Annotated in this window: 18 protein-coding genes and 1 pseudogene; 11 read left to right on the top strand and 8 right to left on the bottom strand. The window is 59.0% G+C overall.

All coding sequences use genetic code 11. From position 1 onward, the window contains the following. Nucleotides 1-42 precede the first annotated feature (42 nt). On the top strand, nucleotides 43-1,146 hold the full coding sequence (locus M729_RS0105380) for a calcium:proton antiporter (protein ID WP_027160982.1): 1,104 nt from the start codon (nucleotides 43-45) through the stop codon (nucleotides 1,144-1,146). Between the two features lie 65 nt (nucleotides 1,147-1,211). Here the strand turns inward: M729_RS0105380 and M729_RS1000000136900 are convergent, their stop codons facing one another. Beyond that, nucleotides 1,212-1,502, bottom strand: coding sequence for a LysR family transcriptional regulator (locus M729_RS1000000136900; RefSeq protein WP_255337252.1), 291 nt, complete (start codon nucleotides 1,500-1,502; stop codon nucleotides 1,212-1,214). 349 nt (nucleotides 1,503-1,851) lie between these two features. Further along, nucleotides 1,852-3,492, bottom strand: a complete 1,641-nt coding sequence (locus tag M729_RS0105370) for a sulfatase-like hydrolase/transferase (protein WP_027160981.1) — start codon at nucleotides 3,490-3,492, stop codon at nucleotides 1,852-1,854. A gap of 229 nt (nucleotides 3,493-3,721) precedes the next feature. On the opposite strand from M729_RS0105370, the gene M729_RS01000000134700 reads away from it, so the two are divergent. After that, a complete protein-coding gene (locus M729_RS01000000134700) occupies nucleotides 3,722-4,726 on the top strand; it encodes an acyltransferase (protein WP_156949273.1) in 1,005 nt (334 codons plus the stop codon). 336 nt (nucleotides 4,727-5,062) lie between these two features. Here M729_RS01000000134700 and M729_RS0105360 read toward each other — a convergent pair whose 3' ends face one another. After that, nucleotides 5,063-5,740, bottom strand: coding sequence for an MIP family channel protein (locus M729_RS0105360; RefSeq protein ID WP_013530368.1), 678 nt, complete (start codon nucleotides 5,738-5,740; stop codon nucleotides 5,063-5,065). 181 nt (nucleotides 5,741-5,921) lie between these two features. On the opposite strand from M729_RS0105360, the gene M729_RS0105355 reads away from it, so the two are divergent. From M729_RS0105355 to M729_RS0105330, 5 genes are all read left to right on the top strand, one after another. Beyond that, on the top strand, nucleotides 5,922-7,211 hold the full coding sequence (locus M729_RS0105355) for an RsmB/NOP family class I SAM-dependent RNA methyltransferase (RefSeq protein ID WP_027160980.1): 1,290 nt from the start codon (nucleotides 5,922-5,924) through the stop codon (nucleotides 7,209-7,211). A 140-nt stretch (nucleotides 7,212-7,351) separates the two neighbouring features. Continuing rightward, complete coding sequence (locus tag M729_RS0105345) at nucleotides 7,352-7,810, top strand: PaaI family thioesterase (RefSeq protein WP_013530371.1); 459 nt, start codon at nucleotides 7,352-7,354, stop codon at nucleotides 7,808-7,810. A 141-nt stretch (nucleotides 7,811-7,951) separates the two neighbouring features. After that, nucleotides 7,952-8,620 (top strand): 5'-methylthioadenosine/S-adenosylhomocysteine nucleosidase, encoded by a 669-nt coding sequence (locus M729_RS0105340; protein ID WP_027160979.1) that lies wholly within the window; start codon nucleotides 7,952-7,954, stop codon nucleotides 8,618-8,620. A 48-nt stretch (nucleotides 8,621-8,668) separates the two neighbouring features. Next, nucleotides 8,669-10,231 (top strand): glutamine-hydrolyzing GMP synthase, encoded by a 1,563-nt coding sequence (guaA, locus tag M729_RS0105335; protein WP_024502342.1) that lies wholly within the window; start codon nucleotides 8,669-8,671, stop codon nucleotides 10,229-10,231. Nucleotides 10,232-10,546: 315 nt separating this feature from the next. Next, nucleotides 10,547-11,800 carry a site-specific integrase gene (locus tag M729_RS0105330; RefSeq protein WP_027160978.1) on the top strand — a complete coding sequence of 418 codons (1,254 nt, stop codon included), beginning with the start codon at nucleotides 10,547-10,549 and terminating at the stop codon, nucleotides 11,798-11,800. On the opposite strand, the gene M729_RS1000000136895 is transcribed toward M729_RS0105330, so the two are convergent. The 4 genes and pseudogenes from M729_RS1000000136895 to M729_RS0105310 form a co-directional block, all read right to left on the bottom strand. Further along, complete coding sequence (locus M729_RS1000000136895; RefSeq protein WP_348626660.1) at nucleotides 11,781-12,143, bottom strand: AlpA family phage regulatory protein; 363 nt, start codon at nucleotides 12,141-12,143, stop codon at nucleotides 11,781-11,783. The two genes, M729_RS0105330 and M729_RS1000000136895, sit on opposite strands and share 20 nt — an antisense overlap. 872 nt (nucleotides 12,144-13,015) lie before the next feature. Then, nucleotides 13,016-13,406, bottom strand: a pseudogene (locus M729_RS1000000139150) (alanine racemase); the annotation flags it as partial. A 350-nt stretch (nucleotides 13,407-13,756) separates the two neighbouring features. Then, entirely contained in the window at nucleotides 13,757-15,313 is a 1,557-nt protein-coding gene (locus M729_RS0105315) for a hypothetical protein (RefSeq protein WP_027160976.1), read from the bottom strand. Beyond that, nucleotides 15,310-17,238: a toll/interleukin-1 receptor domain-containing protein gene (locus tag M729_RS0105310; RefSeq protein WP_027160975.1), complete on the bottom strand. Its 1,929-nt coding sequence runs from the start codon at nucleotides 17,236-17,238 to the stop codon at nucleotides 15,310-15,312. Before M729_RS0105310 ends, M729_RS0105315 begins: the two co-directional genes overlap by 4 nt. Before the next feature lie 154 nt (nucleotides 17,239-17,392). On the opposite strand from M729_RS0105310, the gene M729_RS0105305 reads away from it, so the two are divergent. The 4 genes from M729_RS0105305 to M729_RS0105290 all read left to right on the top strand — a co-directional run bounded on the left by M729_RS0105305 (nucleotide 17,393) and on the right by M729_RS0105290 (nucleotide 22,616). Next, a complete protein-coding gene (locus M729_RS0105305) occupies nucleotides 17,393-18,754 on the top strand; it encodes a metallophosphoesterase (RefSeq protein ID WP_027160974.1) in 1,362 nt (453 codons plus the stop codon). Between the two features lie 2 nt (nucleotides 18,755-18,756). Next, nucleotides 18,757-20,823 (top strand): hypothetical protein, encoded by a 2,067-nt coding sequence (locus tag M729_RS0105300; protein ID WP_027160973.1) that lies wholly within the window; start codon nucleotides 18,757-18,759, stop codon nucleotides 20,821-20,823. Further along, nucleotides 20,820-21,875, top strand: coding sequence for a hypothetical protein (locus tag M729_RS0105295; protein WP_027160972.1), 1,056 nt, complete (start codon nucleotides 20,820-20,822; stop codon nucleotides 21,873-21,875). The genes M729_RS0105300 and M729_RS0105295 overlap by 4 nt, the downstream gene beginning before the upstream one ends. Nucleotides 21,876-22,148: 273 nt before the next feature. After that, nucleotides 22,149-22,616: a hypothetical protein gene (locus M729_RS0105290; RefSeq protein ID WP_027160971.1), complete on the top strand. Its 468-nt coding sequence runs from the start codon at nucleotides 22,149-22,151 to the stop codon at nucleotides 22,614-22,616. Nucleotides 22,617-22,889: 273 nt separating this feature from the next. Here M729_RS0105290 and M729_RS0105285 read toward each other — a convergent pair whose 3' ends face one another. Further along, the gene (locus tag M729_RS0105285; protein WP_027160970.1) at nucleotides 22,890-23,474 is read right to left on the bottom strand and encodes a hypothetical protein; all 585 of its coding nucleotides are present in this window, start codon (nucleotides 23,472-23,474) and stop codon (nucleotides 22,890-22,892) included. Between the last annotated feature and the right edge of the window lie 17 nt (nucleotides 23,475-23,491).

Here is a 23,491-nt window from a genome sequence, read left to right as displayed (position 1 = left end):
CGCGAATGCAGCCACGGTTCGCAGCAGCGTGCAGGGGCTTGCATGAGCGGTTTCGGACGTTCGGTGACTTCATATGCGATGCCGCTGGCCGCCTTGGTCATGGCTGTCGCCGTCAGGACAGGCGGGCTGTCGGCGGACGAAGGTTCGCTGGGCGTCAGGATACTCGTCGGAGCGCTTTCGAGTGCGATCATGTTCACCACCATTTTCGTGGTGCTCGACCACGCCGAGGCGGTGGCTCGGCGTGTAGGAGAGCCCTACGGCACATTGGTGCTGACTTTTGCCGTGACGGCAATCGAGGTGTCGATCATCGTTTCCATGATGCTGCATGGAGAGAACAACCCTACGCTTGCGCGTGAGTCCGTCTTTTCAACGGTGATGATTGCATCTACCGGCGTCGTCGGCACGTGTCTTGCGCTTGGCGGCTGGCGCCATCGCAAGCAGGCAATTGTTCGACAAGGGACCAGCGCATATTTGGCGGTTCTGATCGCGCTGACCATCATGACGCTTATTCTGCCGACCTACACACAAGCTACGGGGCCGGGCACATTTTCGGCAGCTCAACTTGGCTTTGTGAGCGTGCTTTCGGTGCTGCTTTATGCAAGCTTCGTGTTCGCGCAGACTGTCCGCCACCGGGAAGACTTTGTCGAAGGGCAAGCCCACGGCGTTTCGTTGCGGACTGCTCCTCACGAAAGCGTCTTTGCCGGCGCATTGCTGCTTTTGATCGGGCTGATCGGCATTGTCATGCTCGCCGAGCAGGTCGCGGCAAGCGTCGAAGATACGCTCGTTGCCTACCAGGTGACCCAGGCTGACAGCATTGTGGGGGCAATGATCGCCGGGCTGGTGTTGATGCCGGAGGCCATTTCGGCGGTTCGCGCTTCACTCAACAATGAGCTGCAACGCGGTTTGAATGTCGCGATGGGTTCGGCTTGCGCCACAATCGGTTTGACAATACCGGCGGTCGCAGCCGCCAGCCTGCTGACGGGCAGAGGGTTAACCCTGGGGCTTCCAGCGACTGACACAGTGCTTTTGATTTTAGCGCTCTTCATATGCAATGTGAGCTTTAGTACTGAAAGAACAACATTCTTGACGGGCGCTGTCCATATCGTGGTATTTCTTACATATATATTTCTTATATTTGTGCCATGAAAATTTGGCTCGGGCTGGCAATTGGATGCGGCACGAGACAGCCGCCAACGGACTGCTTGGGTTCATCAGCCTGGAAGCCGACAGCGAGCTGCAGACGACCGCCCTTTGCCTGAGATGACGTTTCCGCTTCCGCGCCGAATTGCCGGTGACGGTGACCGGCAAGCCGCAGAAGTTTTTGATGCGCGAGGCGTCGGGATCATTCCCCGTCCAGACGCCGCCATTGTGAAGAGTGGGTCGTTCAGCAAGTGACGCAGACGCGTCAGGCGGGCCGACAAGGCCGATTGGGTAATGTTCAGTCTCGACGCCGCATGGGTGACGTTCCGGTGCTTCAACAGCGCGTCGAGTGTCAGCAGCAAGCCAATGTCGAAATCCGATAGCCGTTTTGTCAATGGGACCTCGAACCAGCAGGGGGGACCTCGAAACAGCAGGCGCTATTCAATCGGTGGCAATCTCTAGCACGGTTCCGGAGATTGAAGGACATGCGGCTCCAGTCAATCCTGCAATGGCTTCGAAGTTTCTTTCCCGCCCGGTCGGGTTATTGAGGTGACGGCAATCGGGACGGCTGGTCCGGGTAGCCTTGACGACAACAAGACCCGCGAGGGGATGATGCCGACGGCTGGATGCACATCGTGGAACGTCCGGTTTCGGTACGGGGAGACCAAGAAGCGAACCGGTGTCGAGTGCTCAGCCGGCATATGCTTCGCATTAACGAGGTTCAGCCTCGGACGCCGCAGCCGTCCGTGCCGGCTTCAGTTGCCAGAATGATCTGACGAGAACATCGTCGGCATAGATCGCGTCATCGAATTGGGCCTGCCCAAGCGCTTGGACCATTGTCGGTCGATCCCCGAGCAGCGAGACGCCAAATGCAGCCTTGCCATTCGGGAGCGGCACGCCTAGAGCGTCCAAAATAGTCGGGAATATATCGACCACGCTCGAAAGTCCGGCATATGTGCTGGGGCGAATGCCATCGCCCGACAGGGAGAAAAAGTTGCGTCTTTCAAACCTGTTCAACTGATCCGTCACCGTGCTCGGCGCGCTGAGGTGATCGCTTTGCAGCACCAGAACGGTATTCGCCATCAGCCCTTCTGCCTCGGCTTTGTGAATGAAGTCCGCGATGAGCATGTTCGTGCATTTGACGGCATGGAGAATATTGGGGGCTTGCGGAGAAAGTCCGGTCTTGCCGATGCATTTGTCCGTCAGATAGCCGTCCATCGCGTGCCCACCACTGACGGCGATCGTCAGCGCGAGCGGTTTGCCGTCTCGCTGCGCGCGCCGCAAAATGTCGAAACTCATATCCAGAACCTGGGCGTCGCTGGCGCCAAAAGTGCTGCCAGACCCGGCGACGGCAGCGACCACTTCCGATCCCCCAAAAAGCGATGAGTAGCCATGGGTGGCATAGAATGCCCCCTGACCGGTGAAGCCGAGTGGCCAACCGGAAACGAAGCTCTGCCGATAGCCCCGCGACTTCAGGACGTCGCCCAAGCAGGTCAAGCCTGGCAGGAACTGCGAATTCTCCTCCAGATACTCGCGGGTTGTGAAATACGACATCAGCAGCGGCGTTCCACAATTCGCGGCGACCATGCCCGCGATGGAATTGTTGGTGTAGGCCAGCTGCACCATGTTGGTCGCTGAGAGGCTACGCCTGTCGAACTCGAGCAGCGGACCCATGACATCGCCAAACGTCGCCTCGTTCATGTAGGTGCGTTCGGCGCTCTCGATGAAGATATGTATGAGGTTCTTCGGCACGGCGGTCACGGACGCCCCCGCGGCCGGTTTCGTCAACGAGGTAATATCGACGAAGTGCTTGGACAGGAAATCATGCAGCGGGTTGAGATGGACCGCCGCCGCGATCGGGCGCGTCAGCATCGGGTTTGCCGCCAGGAAGAACGCCATCAGGGCGACGTCTAATCCCCTTGTCAGTGTGCCGCGCGCCTTTAGCGCGCCGAGACCGAGAAGCACGACCAAGATGACCAGTATCGTGTTTCCGGTGTTCATCAAACATTCAAGAACGACGCCGGGGGTAAGAACCCCGGCACCGATATGCATGAACATCGCGGCCCAATCGAAATAGCCGAAAACGCTTTCGAGATAGACATAGAAAAGAAACAGGAAGCAGGGGATGAGCGATAGATAGATGCTGAACCACCTGCGTCTTGGCCAATTTGTCTTGGCGCTTTGCTGACAATCCAGCAACAGAAGCGCCCACAGAGCGCAAAGGCCAAGGATGACAAGCAGCCTTTTCTCCGAGAGATTGATTAGCGATACGAGCCAGGTGAGCGAGCCCACCGTCGCGGCGCTAACCAATGATGCGATTGGCCTGGAAGAAACCGCAGGAATTCCGCGCATGCCTTGCACTCGAACGGTGATGTCCGAAGTGAATATCGAGAACCATTTAAAACTATACTAAGGAGATGCAGAAAATTTTTCCTCATTGAACGATCTGTTAAGTTAGAAAAAGCTAATGTCGTAGGGCGAAAGCAACCTGCCTTTTAGGGTGCCGGACAGCCATAGAAGGCTGGTCCGCCGTGATGTTCTAAGGTAGGATTAAAGTCTTCTTGGCGGGAGTAATGCTTGAGTGATACGAAATCCGGCTTTAGACGGCGTCAGGGCACTCGCCGCGATGCTGGTTGTCGTGCATCACTCCCAGAGCCCATGGATGCCTGGCGGCTTCATCGGCGTTGACATCTTCTTTGTCTTGAGCGGATTTTTGATCACGTCGCTCTTGATGCGAGAGGCCGACAGTACGGGCACCATCGCGATCGGAGCGTTTCTGCTGCGCCGCTCAGTTAGGCTGATGCCGCCCCTTGTTATGTTGCTTGCCGCAGCCCTGATAATTGGGCCGCTATTCTGGCCGGACGTCCCTATTGGGCTGATCGTCGCTATCTCGATTCTGTATCTCGCGGACTATGTAAGTGCGCTCCATGGCGTCATTCCCCTGCTTGGTCACACATGGTCGCTTGCGGTCGAGGAGCATTTCTACCTGATCTGGCCGATGGCGGTACTGGGGCTGGCAAAGCTCGCCCAAAGGTCAAGGATCAAGGCGCTTGCGATAGCGTTCGTCGTGGCAACGCTTTGGCGGCTGGGCAATGCTTATCACTACACCGAGTTCGAGATGACTGCTTTCCGTTTCGACACTCGGCTCTCTGGTCTGCTGTTGGGCGCATTAGTGTCCGTTTCGGGCATCGGCCTCAAGGGTCGGCACGCCAATATCGTAGGGCTGTCGTCTTTGGGTGCGCTTGTGGTTCTTGCGTTCGTGGCAACACAAGAGCCTGTATCGACCGCCTATCTGCAACCGCTTATCGACATGGCGTCGGCCGGCCTCGTCGTGTCGCTGCTCAACAATGAAACGATGATAGCCCGTGCTTTTGCATGGAGGCCGATCGTCTATATCGGCATCATCTCGTATTCGGTCTATCTATGGCACTATCCGATTTCCAGAGCGGCGTTGATGTACACCAACGACTGGCGCATGGTCCTTGTCGTGACGCTTGTACTTTCGCTTGCGATCGCCGCACTGTCTTGGACCTTCATCGAAAAGCCGTTTCAGTCATGGCGGCGAAATCGCTTCGCAATGGTCTAATCCGGCTTATCCGTCGCCCTACGCAAATGCGGCTTCAACACCTGAAAATCCGGAGCTTCACTTCCGCGATCACGGAAAAGCACATACACGACTGCAACCGAGCATCCGAGCAAGCTCAGCGCCCGTCTGCGGTCCCAATCAATCTGTGGCACAATGGCCGGTTTCAGGAAATGGCAAAGCTGGTCGCAACGTCAGCGATGCTGCACAAAGTTGCCATCTAAGGCCGAGCCTGTTTAAGTCGTCATTGGGGAATAGAAAACTTGGCGGTTCTATTATGCCAATCGCGAAGGCGCGGGCCATGGCCCGCGCCTTCGCATATTCAGCCTTCCAAAGAGCTCAGTCCTTCTCGAAGATGCGCGCCTTGGCGACAACGCCGGCAATGGCGCCGCCGATCAGCGGTGCCACGATGAACAGCCAGAGCTGGCCGATCGCCGCAGTTCCCGAAAACAGTGCCGGACCGATCGAGCGGGCCGGGTTGAGCGACGTGCCGGTCACCGGGATGATGGCGAAGTGCAGCCCTGCCAGCGTCAGGCCGATGACCAGTCCGGCGAACGCCGTCGAGTGCTTTTCGGCCGTGACGCCAAGGATCACGGTGACGAAGGTGAAGGTGCCGATCACTTCCCACAGGAAGGCCGAACTGACACCCCATTTCGTCACATCCCAGCCATTGGCGCCGAAGCCGGTGGTGTGTCCGCCAACCTGGCCGGAGACGATGATCCACAACGCCAGTGAAGCAAGGACGCCGCCGATGACCTGCGCGATCCAGTAGGGGATGACGTCTTTGGCCGGCAGCCGGCCGGCAAGGAAGACGCCGAGCGTCACCGCCGGGTTGAGATGCGCGCCCGAAATGGGGCCGATCGCATAGGCCGCGGCGATGAGGCCGATGCCGAACGCCAGACCGATGCCTTCCTGGCCAAGCGGCAGCGCGCCGCCGAAGCCGCCCGTCACGACAGAAGCCGTACCGATGAACACCAATAGAAATGTGCCTAGAACTTCCGCCAGATAAGTCTTCATTGCCCTCTCCTCGTGTCGATCCGCCGGTTCACCTTTTCGCGCCGCGAATCACAATCGGAAGAGTATTCGCAACCAGAAAAGTTGGAAAGCAGAGCGGTTGTGCCGGCCGACCTGCTTGTGCGCGCCGGTTGCGCGCTCTAGAGCAGGGCCGGAATAATTTTCTGCGTGACGGAACAAGACAATGCGACTGGGCGGAAGGCTGGCTGCGGCCATCGAAGTGCTGGAAGACATCGGCCGGCGCCACCGGCCGGTGGCGGACGCGCTGAAGGATTGGGGCCTGTCGCATCGCTTCGCCGGCGGCGGCGACCGTGCGGCCATCGGCAACATCGTCTATGACGCCTTGCGCCACAAGCGTTCCGCGGGCTGGCTGCTGGGGCAGGACACGCCGCGCGCCATTGGCTTCGGCGCCCTGCTGCTCGAATGGGGGCAGACGGCCCAGTCGCTCAACGAGGCGCTGGATGGTGACAAGTTCGCACCGCCGCTGCTGACCGCCGCCGAGCTTCAGGCCATCGCCGACGGTCGGCTCGCCGATGCGCCGGACGCGGTGCGGGCGGATGTTCCCGACTGGTGCGCGCCGCTTTTCGAGCGAGCCTTCGGCTCGAGCTGGGCCGACGAGGGCGCCGCGCTGGCAACGCGCCCGCCGCTCGACCTCAGGGTCAACACCTTGCAGGCCAACCGCGACAAGGTGCTGGCCGAACTGACGGGAACCGGCGCGAAACCCGCGGCAATCGCCCCGCACGGCATCCGCATTCCGCCGATCGACGGCGATGGCCGGCACCCGAATGTGCAGGCCGAACCGGCCTTCCAGAAGGGCTGGTTCGAGGTCCAGGACGAAGGCTCGCAGATCGCGGCCGCCCTTGCCGGGGCCGAAGCCGGCATGCAGGTGCTGGATTTCTGCGCCGGCGCCGGCGGCAAGACACTGGCACTGTCGGCTTCGATGGAAAATCGCGGCCAGATCTTTGCCCACGATGCGGAGAAAGCACGGCTGGCGCCGATCTTCGACCGCATCCGTCGTTCGGAAAACCGCAATGTGCAGGTGGTCACCAAGCCCGCGGAACTCGCGCCGCTCGGCAACCACATGGACATCGTGCTGGTCGACGCGCCCTGCACCGGCAGCGGCACGTGGCGGCGCCGCCCCGACGCCAAATGGCGGCTGACGCAGAGGCAGCTCGATACCCGCAAGGGCGAACAGTCGGCGATCCTCGATGCGGCCAAAGCCTATGTCAAACCGGGCGGCCTGCTGGTCTACATCACCTGCTCGGTGTTTGATGAGGAGAATGGCGAGCAGATCGCGGCCTTTCGGGACCGTAACAGCGGCTTTGTTCCCGTCGACCACCGCCAGCTCTGGGACAGCCGTTTTCCCGGCCATCCGGCAGCCGCGCGCATCGGCGCCAAAGGCGACATCTCGCTGTCGCCGGCGCTGAGCGGCACCGACGGGTTTTACTTCTGTGCGTTGCGCAGGTCGGCCTGAATCCGATCGGATGTCGCCAATTCCTGACGGATGCGTGGCGCCAGCAGGCAGGCCAGGTCGATTGTGCAGTGCAGCAAAAGCATTTGCCTGCCGTCCATGCCTCTGCAATAAGCTTATCCGCATAAAGGAAGGCAGCGGCCATGGCAGCAAAGATCGTACCCGCCCCGGATTATGAGGATCGCGTCAGGACCTCCTTCGCGCGCCAGAAGGCGATGGCCACGATCGGCGCCGAACTGACGCTGGTGACGCCCGGCATCATCGAGATCGAGATGCCTTATTCGGCGGCACTCACCCAGCAGCACGGCTTCCTCCATGCCGGCGTCATTTCGACGGCGCTGGACTCGGCCTGCGGCTATGCCGCCTTTTCGCTGATGCCGGAAAATTCCGGCGTGCTGACCATCGAGTTCAAGGTCAACCTGCTGGCGCCGGGCAGGGGCGAGCGCTTCCTGTTCCGCGGCTCGGTGACCAAGCCAGGCCGCACCATCATCGTTGCCGACGGCCAGGCCTACGCCTTTGCCGCCGACGGCGAGGCCAAGCTGATCGCCACCATGACCGGAACGATGATGACGGTGGTCGGGCGTGATGGCATAGAAGGGTGAGTGGCCGGTTCGCCGCAGGCGAATTCATCGTGCCGGTGGCACGATGAAAGGCCACGGACGCCGGGAGCTGCCGGAGGCAGCGGGTCCCGGCGAGCGGCGGCGCAGATAAGCAGGTGATCGGGCGGAGAGGAGCAAATCATCATGACCGATAAAATTCGCCGCCTGTCGGGCAAGGACGTCCTCTTCGTCATGGCGGCGCAGGCCGAATACGGTCCGCATCTCAAGCAGCTGTTCACGCCATTGATGACAGGTGTCGGTCCGGTCGAGGCCGGCGTCAGGCTAGGCGCTGAACTCTCCTGGCTGAAGTCGCAAAAAGCCCTGCCCGACCTCGTCGTGTCGCTCGGCTCAGCCGGCAGCCGGACGCTGGAGCAGACGGGAATCTACCAGGCGGTTTCGGTCAGCTACCGTGACATCGACGCTTCGCCGCTCGGCTTCGAGAAGGGTGCCACACCCTTCCTCGAACTGCCGGTGATCGTGCCATTGCCCTTCAAGATACCTGATATCAAGCAGGCGACGCTATCGACCGGCGGCGCGATCATCACCGGTGCGGCCTATGATGTTGTTAACGCCGACATGGTCGACATGGAGACCTTCGCCTGCCTGCGCGCCTGCCAGTTGTTCGACATTCCGCTGATCGGGCTGCGCGGCATTTCCGACGGGGCGGCGGATCTCAGGCATGTCGGCGACTGGACCGAATATCTTGAAGTCATCGATGAGAAGCTGGCGGAGGCCGTCATGCGGCTCGAACAGGCCATCGGTTCGGGCACGCTTCTGAAAGATTCGCCGCATGAAGACGCCAGACGGCTCTGAAACTCGCAACCCATTGCGTCGACTCATTTCTTTCTCTAAACGCTCGCCATGAAAACAGCCAATCATCCCGATACCGTCCTGATTGTCGATTTCGGCAGCCAGTTCACCCAGCTCATCGCCCGCCGCATCCGCGAGGCCGGCGTGTTTTCCGAGATCGTGCCGTTCCAGTCGGCCGAAGCGGCATTCAAGCGCATCAATCCGAAAGCCGTGATCCTGTCCGGCGGCCCGGCTTCGACCGGCGATATCGGCAGTCCGCGCGCGCCGCAGATCGTCTTCGACGCCGGCGTGCCGGTGCTCGGCATCTGTTACGGCCAGATGGCTATGTGCGTGCAGATGGGCGGCGTCGCCGAAAGCTCCGACCATCGCGAATTCGGCCGCGCCTTCGTCGAGATCCAGAAGGACAGCCCGCTGTTCGAGGGCCTGTGGGCGCCCGGCCAGCGCCACCAGGTGTGGATGAGCCATGGCGACCGCGTCATCTCCTTGCCCAACGGCTTCGAGGTGTTCGGCAAATCGGAGGGCTCGCCCTTCGCCATCTTCGGCAACATCGAGCGCAAGATGTACGGCATCATGTTCCACCCCGAGGTGGTGCATACGCCCGACGGTGCCCGGCTGCTCAGGAACTTCGTCCACAACATCGCCGGCATCGAGGGCGACTGGACCATGCGCGCCTACCGCGAGCACGCGGTCGAGGCGATCCGCAAGCAGGTCGGCAAGGGCAAGGTCATCTGCGCGCTGTCGGGCGGCGTCGATTCCTCCGTTGCCGCGCTGTTGATCCACGAAGCGGTCGGCGACCAACTGACCTGCATCCTTGTCGACCACGGCCTGATGCGCAAGGACGAGGCCGCGGGCGTGGTGGCGATGTTCCGTGAGCACTACAATTTGCCGCTCATTCTGGTCAACGCGTCGGACCGTTTCATCGACGCCCTCGAGGGCGAGTCGGATCCGGAGAAAAAACGCAAGACCATAGGCCGGCTGTTCATCGAGGTGTTCGAGGAAGAGGCCAAGAAACTCGGCGGCGCCGAATTCCTGGCGCAAGGCACGCTCTATCCCGACGTGATCGAAAGTGTCTCCTTCACCGGCGGCCCGTCGGTGACGATCAAGTCGCACCACAATGTCGGCGGCCTGCCGGCGCGCATGAACATGCAGCTGGTCGAGCCGCTGCGCGAGCTGTTCAAGGACGAGGTCAGGGCGCTGGGCAAGGAGCTTGGCCTGCCCGAAAGCTTCATCGGCCGGCACCCGTTTCCAGGTCCGGGTCTTGCCATCCGCTGTCCCGGCGGCATCACCCGCGAAAAGCTGGAGATCCTGCGCGAAGCCGACGCCATCTATCTCGACGAGATCCGCAAGGCCGGCCTCTACGATGCCATCTGGCAGGCATTCGCCGTGCTGCTGCCGGTGCAGACGGTCGGCGTGATGGGCGACGGCCGCACCTACGAGTTCGTCTGCGCGCTGCGCGCCGTCACCTCGGTCGACGGCATGACGGCGGATTTCTACCACTACGACATGGCCTTCCTGGGGGCTGCTGCCACCCGCATCATCAACGAAGTCCGCGGCATCAACCGCGTCGTCTACGACGTGACGTCGAAGCCGCCTGGAACAATCGAGTGGGAATAAATATTGGTCGTTCGCCAGCATTCGGCGGCTATCGAGGAAGCCTCACTAAGCATTGAATTTTATCTGCTTTCGTCTCTACGTCTATCGCTGACTATCGCCCCTAAGCGGAATCATTTGGCGGTAGATCTGACGGCATTCCTTTTCGCGCCATCGTCCCTTGCAGACTGATGCCGTCACTGCACCGACTCAAGCATGTTGGCGTCTTTCGAGCTAAGGCATTGAATTCAATGGGCCGTCACAAAGCCTTGACGGTAAAACGAATGACGGTAAAATTAGGCATTGGACAACCCTAGATGCGCGCACCTGTCTCCCACTATGCTAACCGACATCGCACTTAAGAAGCTGAAACCAAAAGATAAAATATACAAAGTCACCGATCGTGACGGTATGTACGCGACCGTGGCTCCCACAGGGCAGATATCGTTCCGATATGACTACCGAGTGAATGGTCGGCGAGAGACAGTGACGCTGGGTCGCTATGGTGAGGGAGGCATCTCGCTAGCAGAGGCGCGTGACCGCTGTCTTGCCGCACGAAAAATGGTGGCAGCCGGAAAATCGCCTGCCCAGGAAAAGCAGCGTGACAAGCGGCGCCTGTCTGCGACGGCTACGTTCGGCGATGCCGGCAGAGTATGGTTTAAAGAGGCGAAGATGGCGGACAGCACGCGCTCCATGCGCAAAGCCGTCTTCGATCGAGACATCTTGCCGATTTGGGATAAAAGACTCCTGACAGAAATCACGTCGGACGACTTGCGGGCGCTCTGCGCAAAAGTCAGGGACCGTGGCGCACCAGCAACGGCCATTCACGTCCGGGATATCGTTAAGCAGGTCTATGGTTATGCCATTCTGCACGGCGAGAAGATAGCCAATCCGGCGGACGAGGTAGGACCGGCGTCAATAGCCACCTTCGAGGCGAAAGACCGCGCGTTGTCACCCGCAGAGATTCGAACCATGCTGAAAGAGTTGGAAAATGTGCCGACTTTGCCAACCATTCGGCTGGGCCTAAAGCTGATCCTTCTCACGATGGTTCGGAAAAGCGAGCTTCTGGACGCGACGTGGGATGAGGTCGACTTCGAGAACGCGGTATGGAGCATTCCCAAAGAGCGAATGAAGCGGAAGAAGCCACATAACGTCTACCTGTCCCGCCAGTCCGTCGACATCATGATTGCGCTCAAGACCTGCGCTGCTAACTCTCGATACGTGCTTCCATCTCGCTACGACGCCGACGAACCGATGTCGCGCGCGACTTTCAATCGGATCACCATGGCGATTGTGGACCGCGCGAAAAAACAAGATCTGCCGCTTGCTCCCTTTACGGTGCACGATCTACGGCGGACCGGTTCCACGCTCCTCAACGAGATCGGATTCAATCGCGACTGGATCGAAAAATGCCTCGCCCACGAAGACAGTCGCTCCTCCCGTGGCGTCTATAACAAGGCTGAATATGAACCGCAGCGGCGCCACATGCTGCAGGAATGGGCCGACATGATTGAAGCATGGGCGGCTGGCAATAAACACGCACCCACACTGCAGCCGATTTCCGGGGCAGTCGTCATCCTCGATCCGATTTGACGGGTCTCGTCTTTCGCGACCGCACGTCTGGTCCCCGGGTGAGTTCGATTGAACCAGCAGAGGACGCATTCCGCCGTTCCTGAATCCACGCTTCGACTTCTCCCAGGTCCCAAACAACGCAGCGGGGGGTCAGATTGAACCTTCGGGGAAACTCGCCTCGTTGTTCCATTTCATAAATGGTCGTGTCCGATAGTGGGACGATGCCTCGCAATTGCGATCGGCGAACAGTTCGCACGACCTGTCGCGCCTCAATGTGCGGTAGAACGGGAAGGGGGCGATCCGCTGGCGCGGCCTCTATGCCCTGGCAGCTTTCGCGTTGAGTTTGCTTCTGCCGTTTGACCATTTGCATACCGAAGGGCTCCTTCGGGCCAATGATCGCGCATCTGCTCCGATCTGTGTATAGCTCTCAACTACGACCCATCGTCTCTTTTGACCAACCGGCGAACTTTGCGATGGTCGGCAAGCCTAGGTCTTGCTCACGAGCACACCGACTTCGCGACTGTGTCTCGAAGGCTTCTGCCTCTTGGGTCTTTTAGGACCCGTTCTCTTCGCTCACGGTCAACCCTTTGCATGGCTCCACGTCGGGTGGATTCATGTAGTCCCGGAATCCAGGTCCTCATCGCTCGGATTCTCGGCTTGCTGAATGAACCTGATCGTCTCGGCGAAGTCGCGGCGCGTGACGGCCGATGATCGGGCCGACGTTGCTCATCTCATAACTGCCTCGCCGTGTTCGAGGACTGGATGGAGCACTAGGCCATCATTGCGGACTGGATCACGCGCTCCTAGAGCTGGGCCAGGTTCACCTGAAATATCCGAGGGACTTTGCTCACCCAGGACGGCCATGGCGTTCGCCACCTCCAGAGCGGAAACCAGAATCGTTTCCAGCAGAGTGCGGCGACATTCATCACGGTGATTGAGCGGACGGCGAACACGCCCTGGACATCGGTGGCGTCCAGCTTGCCCTGATCTCAATGCAAAGCAGGTCGTAGCTATAGGTGCGCGGCGGCCATGTCGAAATCCCCAAGTGACCATAAGCTTGCGCGGGACGCTCAGAAAGGTCGCTTGCGTCGCGCGATTGCGTGGGCTGGCAGGCCGCGGGAAGCGACCTCAGCCGCGATCAGCCGGCTGACCGTTTCCCTGACGCGTAAATCTCGACCGGCCGGAATGATCGGCGGCGGTAATCGAAAAAGCAGACAGGCCGTTTGAAGTCATGGTTCAATCCCTCGATCGGTTGGGGGCGAAACCCGGCCAGTAGTGGCCGTCAGGCGTCGGCCGTTTGCCGAAGATGGCCTGACCAACGCGCACGACAGTGGCGCCTTCCTCTATGGCTTCCTCGAAGTCTCCGGTCATGCCCATGGAGAGCCCGGTCAGCGCGGCGTTATGCTTCACGGCTTTGTCCCCGCAGCCCGCGCAGCAGAATGAAGCAAGCCCGCACCTTAGCCATGTCGGAGGAAAACAGCGCAAGTGTCATCAACCCGCATGGCCGGAGACGGGGAAGCTGATCGAGAGTCTCCACGAAGGGCAGCACTGCGTTCGGATGGAGGCCGAACTTGCTGTACTCGCCAGACGTGTTGACCTGCACATAGACGTCGAGGAAGCGATCTTCGCGCTCCGGACTGGAAGCGTATCTCGCTTGTCGTTTTTCATGCAGGGCTGCTGCCGCTCATTCGCCCTTTGGTCGACGAGCACCCACCTATGGCTATCGCCGCATCACCGCGCCAGCGCTCAGAAAGGGCTTCCCGAGGGAGTTCATTCGGGCACAAAGCCACTAGGAGCGTGTGGGCTGGTAGTCGGCAAGTGGTTTCAGCCCTTGAGCTGAACGCAGACGCAGCCGGAAAGCAGACATGGCTGGAAGAGGTGGTGCGACACGGATAGCAGCCAAGCAATTTCTTGAAAACATACCTGCAGCCGCTCAACGCCGCAAGCGCTTGTGGCTTTCGAACTTTCAATTCATGTTCAGACATAGAACTTGAACGGCTGGCGTTTCTCGCCCTTGGCCGACCCCATTGTCAGGACATCGCCGACCATCTTCGCAAAGCGAACCGTAACCGGCAGCCCATCGTTGAAGTTGCACGAGTTGTAGTTGATCTTGGTGAGACCCATGATGTCTTCAAGCACGGTGCTGATTTTCGGTTTGGGTTTCTTGGACCGCATCACCGTGATGTGAAGCGGGTTGGGCGTCTCGGGTCCAATGTAGGTGTCGAGCTGCGGCACGTAGCCTGTCGTCCACAGATACGCCGTCTGATCGTCGAGCAAGAGCGCTGTGCCGCGCAGCACCGGATAGTCGCCATCCCGAAAGAGCTTGGTCTCGCCCCCAGTTGGTCGGATCCTCACGCCGACGACATTTGTCTCCTTCGGCGCGGCCGCGACGAACGCATTCCACTCTTCATCGTTGAAATAGGTCTGTCCGTGAATGAACAGCTCCTTCGGCGGGCCGCCATGCTCTTCACTGTAGGTTTTCAGCACGAGTTCAAGCAAGTCCTTAGCCGCCGGCGCCTTGAGATGATACTCGTAGTCACCGGTCTTCCACGGACCATTGGCGCCGCGGAAAACGACGCCGTCACCCTCGTTGAGGAACATCTGAGCGGCGGAGCAGGCGTGCCCGTCAGGATCGTTCGGCAGGCTCTTGTAGACCATGCCGATGTAGCAAACGCCGGGCCGCACGTCCGCCAACCGCCATGGCGGTTTCGGCTGCGTCTTATAGTAGAGCCCGGTGGCGAGATTCCATGCGACCGTTGCTGCATCCTGCGTCTTACGGGTGGGGTAGTTGGCCTTGTTGAGGAAGGCGCCGGGCGCGAGCGTCGTCTCGCGCACCAGCTGCGTCGGCGCGATCCTCAGGAACTCGGCCTTGATCCTGCGATGGAAGTCGGGGACATCCTCGAAGATCGCCTCGTCGGACTGATCGATGGCGCCCATGGCGGACAACAGCGGCAGGTTTTCTTTCGCCTTCTGTCGCTTCTTGAAGTCGCCCAGCTCCATCGCAAGGCCGGTGCGCTTAGATTGCCGCCGGCAGCGCTCATAGACGATGTCCGGCAGAACAAGGACCCAGACGTCGATTGATCGCTCGTCGTTGCGGCGATGCTGCTCGACACGATCGATGTAGAGGCGGGCGACCTTGTCGACGGCCTCATTGAGATTGAAGATGCGCGTGGCGCGCTCAATATCCTTCAGCTGGATCGACAGCGCACTGCATTCATCCGGATCGAACGATATCCCGAAGGCCTCCTCGAGCCCAGGGAAGTTCGCCAGATGCAGGCGATCGGCCTTCTCACCCTTTCCGGGCGGTGGAAGCGGAACGACGGACTTCAGCTTGCGCGCCCAGGTACGAAAATGCGCAATGCCATCGCTGGTGCCGACCACCCCGACACGGATTTCGCGCGTCCTCTTCGCCTTAGCGTGAGGCCCGTAGAGGAACAAACCATCCTTCGGGTGAGGACTGCGCTGCGCATAGGCGAATTCCAGTAACGGCTCGTTGAAGTGTTCAACCTGGAGCGATTTCTCAGGAAACTTCATTCATCGGCCTCGTCATCGTTATCCGGGCGACCCAGCGTGCTGACGTCGGCCTCTTCTTCCTCGGGATCGAGAACATCGGGAAGTGCTGTGCTCACCGGCGATGTAAACAGCATCGGCGCGGCCTCGATCACCAGCTCGGCGTTTTGCGCGAGCGCCAGGCGGATGTTCGCGCTGTCGCCGGACAGGAGCTCAAGGAAAGCAAGCATGCGGCCCTGCCATTGCTTGTTTCGCCATCCCTTGCAGACGCTGCGTCGCAGGCGATGCAGCTTCTTGGGATCGTCGATATGGAGCCCGGCCGGCGTGTCGTTGTCGAGGGAGAACAAAACCCGCGCCTTTAGCTTCATATGCCAGAACGGCCAGAAATAGGGCAACGCGGTGACGCCGAACTGCCAGATATGCCCCTTGGCCACGTTGCGCAGCACCGAGGACCGCTGATCCCCCTGCCTGCCCCAAGGAATGCGTTGGCCGGTCCGTACCTGCGCGGCCGACGCGTGGAAGCCGATCGCGTTGGAGTAGTGATATTCGACGAAGCCCTTCTCCCTGCAGAAGGAGAACCAGGCCTGCTTGATCATCACAATGACCAGGTTCGATGCGACCTGACGCCCGATGCCAAGCCTCGAGTAACCGTTCTCGACGAAATCCAGCAACGGGATCTCGTGCTTCATCTGAAAACGGCCAGCGGATACGAACGCGATGTTGATCTCGGTCTGGTCCGCAAAGGTGATGAAGCCAGTGCCCTGCAGAGTGCATGGATACTTGAACTGTTCGATCGCCCGATCAAGCAACCGACTGTCGATCGCTCCAATACTCTCGTAGTAGCGAATGACATCGGGCGCCTCTCCGGCGCGCAGCCAGTTCGATGTCAAGCGCTCAGCTTCGTCGACGATCGGGACCGCGCCGCGGCGGCGGAAGGTTTCCCAGTTCGGATCGATCACTGCGGAACCGCCGGATCGCGGAACTTTCTGCCTTTGCAGGGCATCAAGGAGGCTGGCCACGCCTTCTCCCCAGCCACGGGCGAAATCGACTGGCATCGCATCCCCGAGACCTTTGACCTTCTTCCCCTGCTCGAGACGCAGCGGGATGATGAAGCGCGGATCGTCGATTTCCTTAGCCACCTCCAGGGCAACGTCGAGATCGTCCTGCACGTGCTGATCGGCGAGAGTCGCGTCGCGCAAGACGAGGAGGACTTTCGCCGCGCGATACTGCAAAGCCTGATTCACCTGTCGCCGCAATTTGTCGCCCGGCTGCAGAGTCAGGATGTCGGCGAAAACCCGATAGCCTTCAGCCTCGAGCTTGGGACCCAGCCACAGCGCAAGTTCGTCGTCGATCAGCGAGGCCTTGAGCAGAAAGATCGTGTCGCGCACCGCTGGCGCGGCAGCCGCGCCAGGCGCGGTTCCTTGCGCCGGCGGCAGCAGATTGGCGAGGACAGGAGGTACCGGTCCTGACTTCCCGAGCGCCTCTTCGAACGCTTCTTTGATCACCGATTTCAGAACGGGAGTGCTTTGCGCCCAAAGCTTCTGATGAGCTTTCTCGATCTCTGGATATTTGCGCAGCAGCGCATTGAGATCGCCGGGTCCGAATATGTCGCCGGGACCTTGCAGCGCAGGCCCGACGATCTCCGCCAATGCCGTTTTGTTTTTTGGCGTGAGCGAAGCCGACGTGACGAGGATGTATCGCGACGGCGCTAGGTCATCGATGGCTGTGCGCTCGCTCTTCATCTTGGATTTCAGCGCCGAGAAGCCCGACCGCTGGTAGTGCTTCGCCTGCAGCACAATGTCGCCGCCGGCAAGGGCATGTCGACCATCCATCGCGTCGTCCGGTCCCTCGGGAAAGGCCTCGAAACGCTTGTCGATCTCGCGACCTACGAGGTCGCGGGCTAAATCCTCAAACTCGTTATGGGACAAACTCGAGAAATCATAAGCCATGCGCCCAGATTGAGTGCCCATTTCGTGGGCAGTCAAGCAACCGAGCGCACAATTGCGTCGTGCGTCTGCATTACCAACAAAAAGATAAGCGCGCTTTCCCTGGCGATGCGGTCGGATGATCGTTCGCGCTTGGCAAAAGCGAACGGATTAGTCTATGGCTCTCGGCAGGGGGCGAGTTATGCGGCGGGTGCGAATCCTTCAAGTTGGCGATATTCACTATCCGGACTGGCATCCTTCCTCCAGCAACATCGATGCCAAGGATAGCAAGTTCGCTCCGAAAATAACGCAGAAGCTGCGCGCGTCTTCGCTGCGTGCCGTCTTGACGAAACTTCGGCGGCTGACGACTTCGAAGCCCCTGGATTCGATCGCCTTCATGGGGGATTTCACGAGCCGTGGCGACAAGACGTTCATCGCTTCGGCATTCCAGCATTTTACGTTGCTTTGCCGCGCACAGGGACGCAGTTCAAAGGCGCTTCCGTTGATATTCGTACCGGGAAATCACGATGTGAACCGTGATGACGCGCGCGAACTTGGACCGACTGAGAAATTCAGCGAAATGGCGAGTTTAGCCGCCCGCTTCGGTTGGCAGACCGTTCCCGTGGACCAGCCCGTGCATTTCAGACTTCCGACAGGATCCACTGGCGCAAACTTCATCCTCGTCAACACAGCGATAGGCAGTTGGGAGCTTCAGAACCTTCCTGCGTTCCTTCGTGATCGTCTCGAGGCACTCAGTCCTTCTACAGAACCCGTAGATCTCGGCTCGCCGGACACCTCTGGACATTCGCCCGCGACACCTCCCAGCGATCCAGACAAGGAGGCGTCCGACGACGAGTATTACGGTCAGATGGACACGCCATACATCTCGCGTGAGATGCTAGCAGGCCTACAGGAATTGCTCCAGCAGCCCGGCATACGTTTTGGCATCATGGTCGGCCATCACAATCTGCTGCCACAGAAGACTCCGCGCATTACGCCATACGCGGAGATGCTCAACAGCGGATTTGTCAGAACTCAGCTGCTGCAGGGCAACAAGCCTATCGTCTATCTGCATGGGCACATACATGCCGATCCGGTCGAGATCGTCAACGATCCAAGGTTTCCGGACGGCAAATTGATCTGCATCTCAGCACCAGAGATACAGTCAGGTTTCAATGAGCTCGTCTTCTTCACGACCGATCAGGGAGAGCTCGTCGGCATCCGACTTATACCCTACCGGACCAATGTCGCCGACGGGACGGTCATTGAAGGCGAACATTGCTTTATCTCGACAATGTCCAACGGCAAGGCCTTTTTGAACAACGACACGTTTGACCTGCTGCGCCGACTCCGCGACCATGCCAACAGGCGCGGGACTGGGTTACTCTTCTGGGACGAGATCACTGAGATTGCCGCCTCCGCCGAGCTCGGGCTAGATCTGGAAGACTCTCTTCTGATGCTCCAAGCGGCGCGCGCCGTCGAGATAGATGGCCTCACGAAGGCAAACTCGGCTTGGCGCATTAAGGTAAGGGACGAATAGCGATGCAGAATCCGTTCGGCCCCAACAGGATCGAGTACGAAAGCCGCCCGATACTGTGGTTCAGTCAGAAGTCGGCCTTGATTTCTGCCGCTGCCAAGCCGGTCTTCGTCGCAGGGACGAGAGGCAGTGGCAAGACCAGCATTCTTCGCTCGCTTTCCACAGTCCATATCCTCGAAGACAAAAGTCTCGCGGACCAAGTTGGCAAGCTCGGCTGGTATGGCGTCTTCTTCCAGCTCAATGAGACATTCTCGCCCCTAATCGACAACGCGGTTCTGAACCTCATTCCGGAGCACATACGGTTCGATACGGCCGCCGTGATCCCGCGGCAATTTGTAATCTTCTCTCACTATCTGGAGCTCAAGATAGTCGAACGCCTGCTCGACAGCATCGGCCAGCTCAGACGCGACGGCCACTTGAAATACCGGGCCTCCGAAGATAGGGACGTCGCCCTGGCACTGCATCGCGAAGTGCTGCACTTCATACCCCAACCTGCTCGTCTCGACTTCTTCAGCATCGATGAGCTGCGGGGTGGGGTGACCCGTTACGTCGACGAATGCTTCAACGCGTTCTTCTTTGCCGCCGATGCCGGAGCGGCCGGCTTCAGAGCGACAGACCCTGGCGCTATCATTAATAAGGTCGCGACCGCGATCACTCCACTTTTGAATGGCCCATCTTTCGCCGGTGACAGGGCGCCCTTCTTCAAAATCCTAATTGACGACTGTGAAGCACTGACACCGCTCCAGCAGCAGTTCCTGAACACGTTGGTGAGGAAGACGCGCGGCAACGTGAAATGGGTCCTCGCCTACATCGGCGGCCTCTACGACACGATCCGGACGATCATACCCGGCCAGTCGCTCTCGAATGCTGACCGGGACGTCGAGAATCTTGATTCAGTCGATCCGAGGGAGTTCGCCACGCTGTGCGAGAACGTGTCGTCGCTTCGGCTCTACTATGCGCTTCCTGACCATCTGCGGAGTGATCTCAAACGCAACGATGCGCTCAGCGCGTTTTCGCTCAAAAGCCGGCTGGGGCGGCTTTCCGTCAATGACATCATCGAGCGGGTTATCATATCGGGTCATTCCGAGGGCAGAGAAGAGCTTGTGGCACTCGCTGATGCAGCACGTGAATTCCTCTCCGTGAATTTGAGGACGGTGGATCAGCAGCAATTTCTTCTTGATCGAAAAGCGCGCCCTTATGCCGAAGGACTGGCGCTCGCGCTCATGAACCCGGAAATCAAGCGCCGGCCCATGAGCAAGGCGGATGCTTCGAATCTGAAGAGGTCGATCGCCCGGAAACAGGGATGGGCTTTTCTGAAAGCGTGTCAAATGCTCGGTCTGCATGACTACCCGTATGTAGGGCACCAGATCATCACATCATTGAGCGATGTCTGTATACGCGATTTCCTCGATATAATGGGAGAGATCTTCCGCCGCAGTGTTCCGAATTCCAGCGATCCACGAAAACTGGTGGAATTCATCAACTCGGATTTGCAGATTCATCTCGAACAGCAGAGACAGGCTGTGAACGCCGCCTCTCAACGGAAGCTTGATGGACTTCAGGCGCTTTCACATCCGTACGAAGAAGAGAGCGTGCGTATGGTGCGGGCGTTAGGTTACCTGACCGCTCGCCTCCAGACAGAGTTTGCCGAAGAAAATGCTCTAGGAACGACAGAGAGAGGCATTTTCAGGGTCGATCTAAATGAAATGCGCTCGCTGGTGAACCGACTAGAGCAACCCAGCGGAAAACTGGACGAGGTCCTGCGTCGGGCGGAAAGGGATGGGTTTATCCGGGAGGTCTCCGCCGCCGGCAACCTTGAGGTGGACCGCGCCGATCCCGCATCGAAGGAGATGATGATCAGATTGCATCGGCGATTTGCACCTTACTTCGGGTTCTCCTATCGCGGCCCGTACGAAATCAACACAATCCCTGCGGCGCGGATGGTCGACCTGCTTTTTACCAGGCATCGGCTCCCAGAAGACTGGGCCGACTCGGTGTTTAAGGAGCTCGTCGCGCGGCCCGCACTCAAGACCGAATTCCAGCACTCGCTTTTCGAGAACGATCTCGAATGACCGCTTCAACTGTCGAGTATCGAGTCTTCGGCCATCTGGCCGTCACCGAGAAGGCGAGAGATCCCGGTACATGCGAAACGATAGAGGCAGATATCGCCATCGTCGCGCTTGGCTGGGAAACGCGCTTCGCCGCGTTCGAAAACCATCTTGACCTGAAGGTCGGCAAGATCGTGGTTCTGGACTTTGCTCTGAAGGAAGCGAACGTCCCAGCCGTCGAAGAAAACCGGCGAAGGCTCATCGCAATGGGTAACCGATGGGGCGTCGAAGTGACTGTGATCACCCTCGAGCCTTCCATCGAGTATCAGAAAAACATCAATCTCCTCGACCACCTGCTCACTCAAATGGCCGCTTCATGTGGCTCATACGAAGGAAGCCTGCGGAGGGTTTTCGTCGAGTGCTCGACGATGCCGCGAATCTACATCCAATGGCTGATTGCGGTGGCATTCAAGAAAATGTCGATTCAGTCTCTCGAGTTCGGGTACGCCGAAGGTATCTACGGGAACGCGAGCGGCAAAGAGGATTTTTCCAGCGGCTTGGACCGATACGTCACCGTCCCTCATCTTCAAGGCAGCGGAGGAATGGGCGAAGAGAAAGTCCTGCTCGTGGGGATCGGAGGAGATGCCGACGTATTCTACGGATTGATCGATATCGTCAGTCCGGAACGGATCTCGCTCCTCGTGCCAAGAAGCGAAAAGAATGCGCATATCGATGCTTTGCTCGATCAGCAGGTGGCCAAGGTACGTGAAACCCACCGGCTCGAAGATGGCGAAGTTCGCGACATCCAGGCTTTCGGGCTGATGGCCCACCTCGATGCTTTCGAGACCTATCTCGACGGGTTCGGCTCGCGTGCGGTGGTGAACGTTTTTGTCAGCGGCCCGAAGGTTCAGGCCATCGCTGCTGCCGTGCTCGCCTGCTCCGACAGCCGCGTCCATCTCAAAGCAAGAATTCCCACCTCCTATACCCATCGCGAAGTCTCGGCGAATGGGCGGTACCATATCTACAGGCTGATCGACCTGACATCCCCTGCCTGCAGCCTTCCCGGGACGTTCTGACACTATTTTGCATTCGAGTAGCATCATGGTCCCAGTGGCCGTTCCTTCAGCGCATGTTCGTGTCGGCCCGATCCTGGGTACTAATTCTCACTTGGAAGCTGCTCTACATCAGGTAAGGGGGGGAAATGCAGACTGGCAGGATTCCGTCTAATTAGCGACTAGCTAAAACATATACTCAGGCGAGACTGTTCAGCATACAAATAGTGAGCGCTAGTCAATATGTTAGAGCTCTGTCGCAGTAGCGCACCAAGCTTTGGTGGGGTGGATGAGAAAATGAGACGACTGAATGTGTACAAGCTCAGTCTTTTCATCGAAGCTCTCGTTTTCGTCGTAAGTGCGTTCGGTGCGACGTGGCTTACCAGCTTTGTGAACGCGCCATGGTGGGCATATGTGATTGTCGCGGCCATCGTTATGGGCATGTTCGCAGCTGTGCGTTGGGCCCATTCTGAGCCACAACCTATGGGACTTTTGGCACACAATACCCTAGCGGACAAATTAGCGGACGCAGCCGTCTCATATGGCGTGACAGATTTGTATAACATGCAGCGGCTTGCAGATCAGAACCGGCGCAACAATGACACGGCGCTCACAATAAACAATGCCCCACACGATGTCGCTGGCGGCGAACTCAGGAGCGTCTTATTTATCGATTGGATTGCAACGTCACTGGCCAGCCGTCAGACAGCGGTTGTGCGAAAGGGTTCCGTTCCGGGTTATCCTGCTGGATCCATTCTGCCATGAACGCGCGCTGCGAAATTCCGTCAACGTTGCGGGGGAGCGCGATGACAGCAAACTGCCGTTTGGCGATATCATCCAAGCGCCGCGTCTGAAGAGAAGCGCAATCGGATTTTCTGCGAACGCTTCGAGTGATCCTTCTAATCCAGACGAGTTGACTGCTTTGCGCCTCATTGCGGACGTTCAGGCAAACTGTGTCTTCAGCCGAAAGCGGACGTTGCAGCCGAGTCTCCGGAAGACACTCGGCGCAGCCAGCGCCAGCCACGAGAAGTCTCGCGTTTATCCCACCACCTGTTTTCCGGGGCCGCGCGAACCGGGAAACTGCCAGCCCATATGACCAACAGTATCCATTACTGCGCATGCGAGCTCGACGACGTGCCCACGAACCTGATCGAGATAGGCGACGTCGATTGGTGTTTCGAAGACCCGGTTCTTACGGTCAACGTAGAACGGGATTGATCGACCTGCAGAATCCGGAATGCGCCAAGAGCCGTGGCACAGCACGTTGCGCAGCTCCGCGGCTCTTCGCAAATCATCGAGAAGATCCTGGAGGTTGGTAATTGTCGTATTGGGATGTTGGCGCGCGGCCTTGCCGTAAGCGTCGATCAAACCTCCCAAGGGATCGCTCAGCGCCTTTTGCAAGGTTGACAGCCACTTCTCGAATTCCGCCTCGATCTCTTGCGCAGGTACGTCGCGCGTGCCGGTGAACGCGAAGATCGCTTTAGCAATCGTCTCTTCGAGGAAGCCAAAAGTCGCAACGGTCCGGCCTAGTACTTCCCAGAAGGCTCCTGCGTGACGATGCGTGGGGAAGTCTTCCGGGAGTGCGTCCTGATCGATGATCGAGCGTCTCAAGTCATAGGGCATGCTGTGGACCTTGTTTG

The organism is Mesorhizobium sp. WSM1293, assembly GCF_000513875.1.
Taxonomy (GTDB): Bacteria; Pseudomonadota; Alphaproteobacteria; order Rhizobiales; family Rhizobiaceae; genus Mesorhizobium; species Mesorhizobium ciceri.
The sequence above is the reverse complement of the archived record's forward strand: the minus strand, read 5'-3'. Positions and strand labels throughout refer to the sequence as shown.

Coding starts and splice junctions, on each gene's coding strand:
- M729_RS0105345 (WP_013530371.1), top strand. CDS start 7,352: ATGGCAGCAAAGATCGTACCCGCCCCGGATTATGAGGATCGCGTCAGG.
- guaA (WP_024502342.1), top strand. CDS start 8,669: ATGAAAACAGCCAATCATCCCGATACCGTCCTGATTGTCGATTTCGGC.
- M729_RS0105330 (WP_027160978.1), top strand. CDS start 10,547: ATGCTAACCGACATCGCACTTAAGAAGCTGAAACCAAAAGATAAAATA.
- M729_RS0105285 (WP_027160970.1), bottom strand. CDS start 23,474: ATGCCCTATGACTTGAGACGCTCGATCATCGATCAGGACGCACTCCCG.
- M729_RS1000000136895 (WP_348626660.1), bottom strand. CDS start 12,143: ATGGTCAAACGGCAGAAGCAAACTCAACGCGAAAGCTGCCAGGGCATA.
- M729_RS0105310 (WP_027160975.1), bottom strand. CDS start 17,238: ATGGCTTATGATTTCTCGAGTTTGTCCCATAACGAGTTTGAGGATTTA.
- M729_RS0105370 (WP_027160981.1), bottom strand. CDS start 3,492: ATGCGCGGAATTCCTGCGGTTTCTTCCAGGCCAATCGCATCATTGGTT.
- M729_RS0105290 (WP_027160971.1), top strand. CDS start 22,149: ATGAGACGACTGAATGTGTACAAGCTCAGTCTTTTCATCGAAGCTCTC.
- M729_RS0105305 (WP_027160974.1), top strand. CDS start 17,393: ATGGCTCTCGGCAGGGGGCGAGTTATGCGGCGGGTGCGAATCCTTCAA.
- M729_RS0105355 (WP_027160980.1), top strand. CDS start 5,922: ATGCGACTGGGCGGAAGGCTGGCTGCGGCCATCGAAGTGCTGGAAGAC.
- M729_RS0105360 (WP_013530368.1), bottom strand. CDS start 5,740: ATGAAGACTTATCTGGCGGAAGTTCTAGGCACATTTCTATTGGTGTTC.
- M729_RS0105380 (WP_027160982.1), top strand. CDS start 43: ATGAGCGGTTTCGGACGTTCGGTGACTTCATATGCGATGCCGCTGGCC.
- M729_RS0105315 (WP_027160976.1), bottom strand. CDS start 15,313: ATGAAGTTTCCTGAGAAATCGCTCCAGGTTGAACACTTCAACGAGCCG.
- M729_RS0105300 (WP_027160973.1), top strand. CDS start 18,757: ATGCAGAATCCGTTCGGCCCCAACAGGATCGAGTACGAAAGCCGCCCG.
- M729_RS0105340 (WP_027160979.1), top strand. CDS start 7,952: ATGACCGATAAAATTCGCCGCCTGTCGGGCAAGGACGTCCTCTTCGTC.
- M729_RS0105295 (WP_027160972.1), top strand. CDS start 20,820: ATGACCGCTTCAACTGTCGAGTATCGAGTCTTCGGCCATCTGGCCGTC.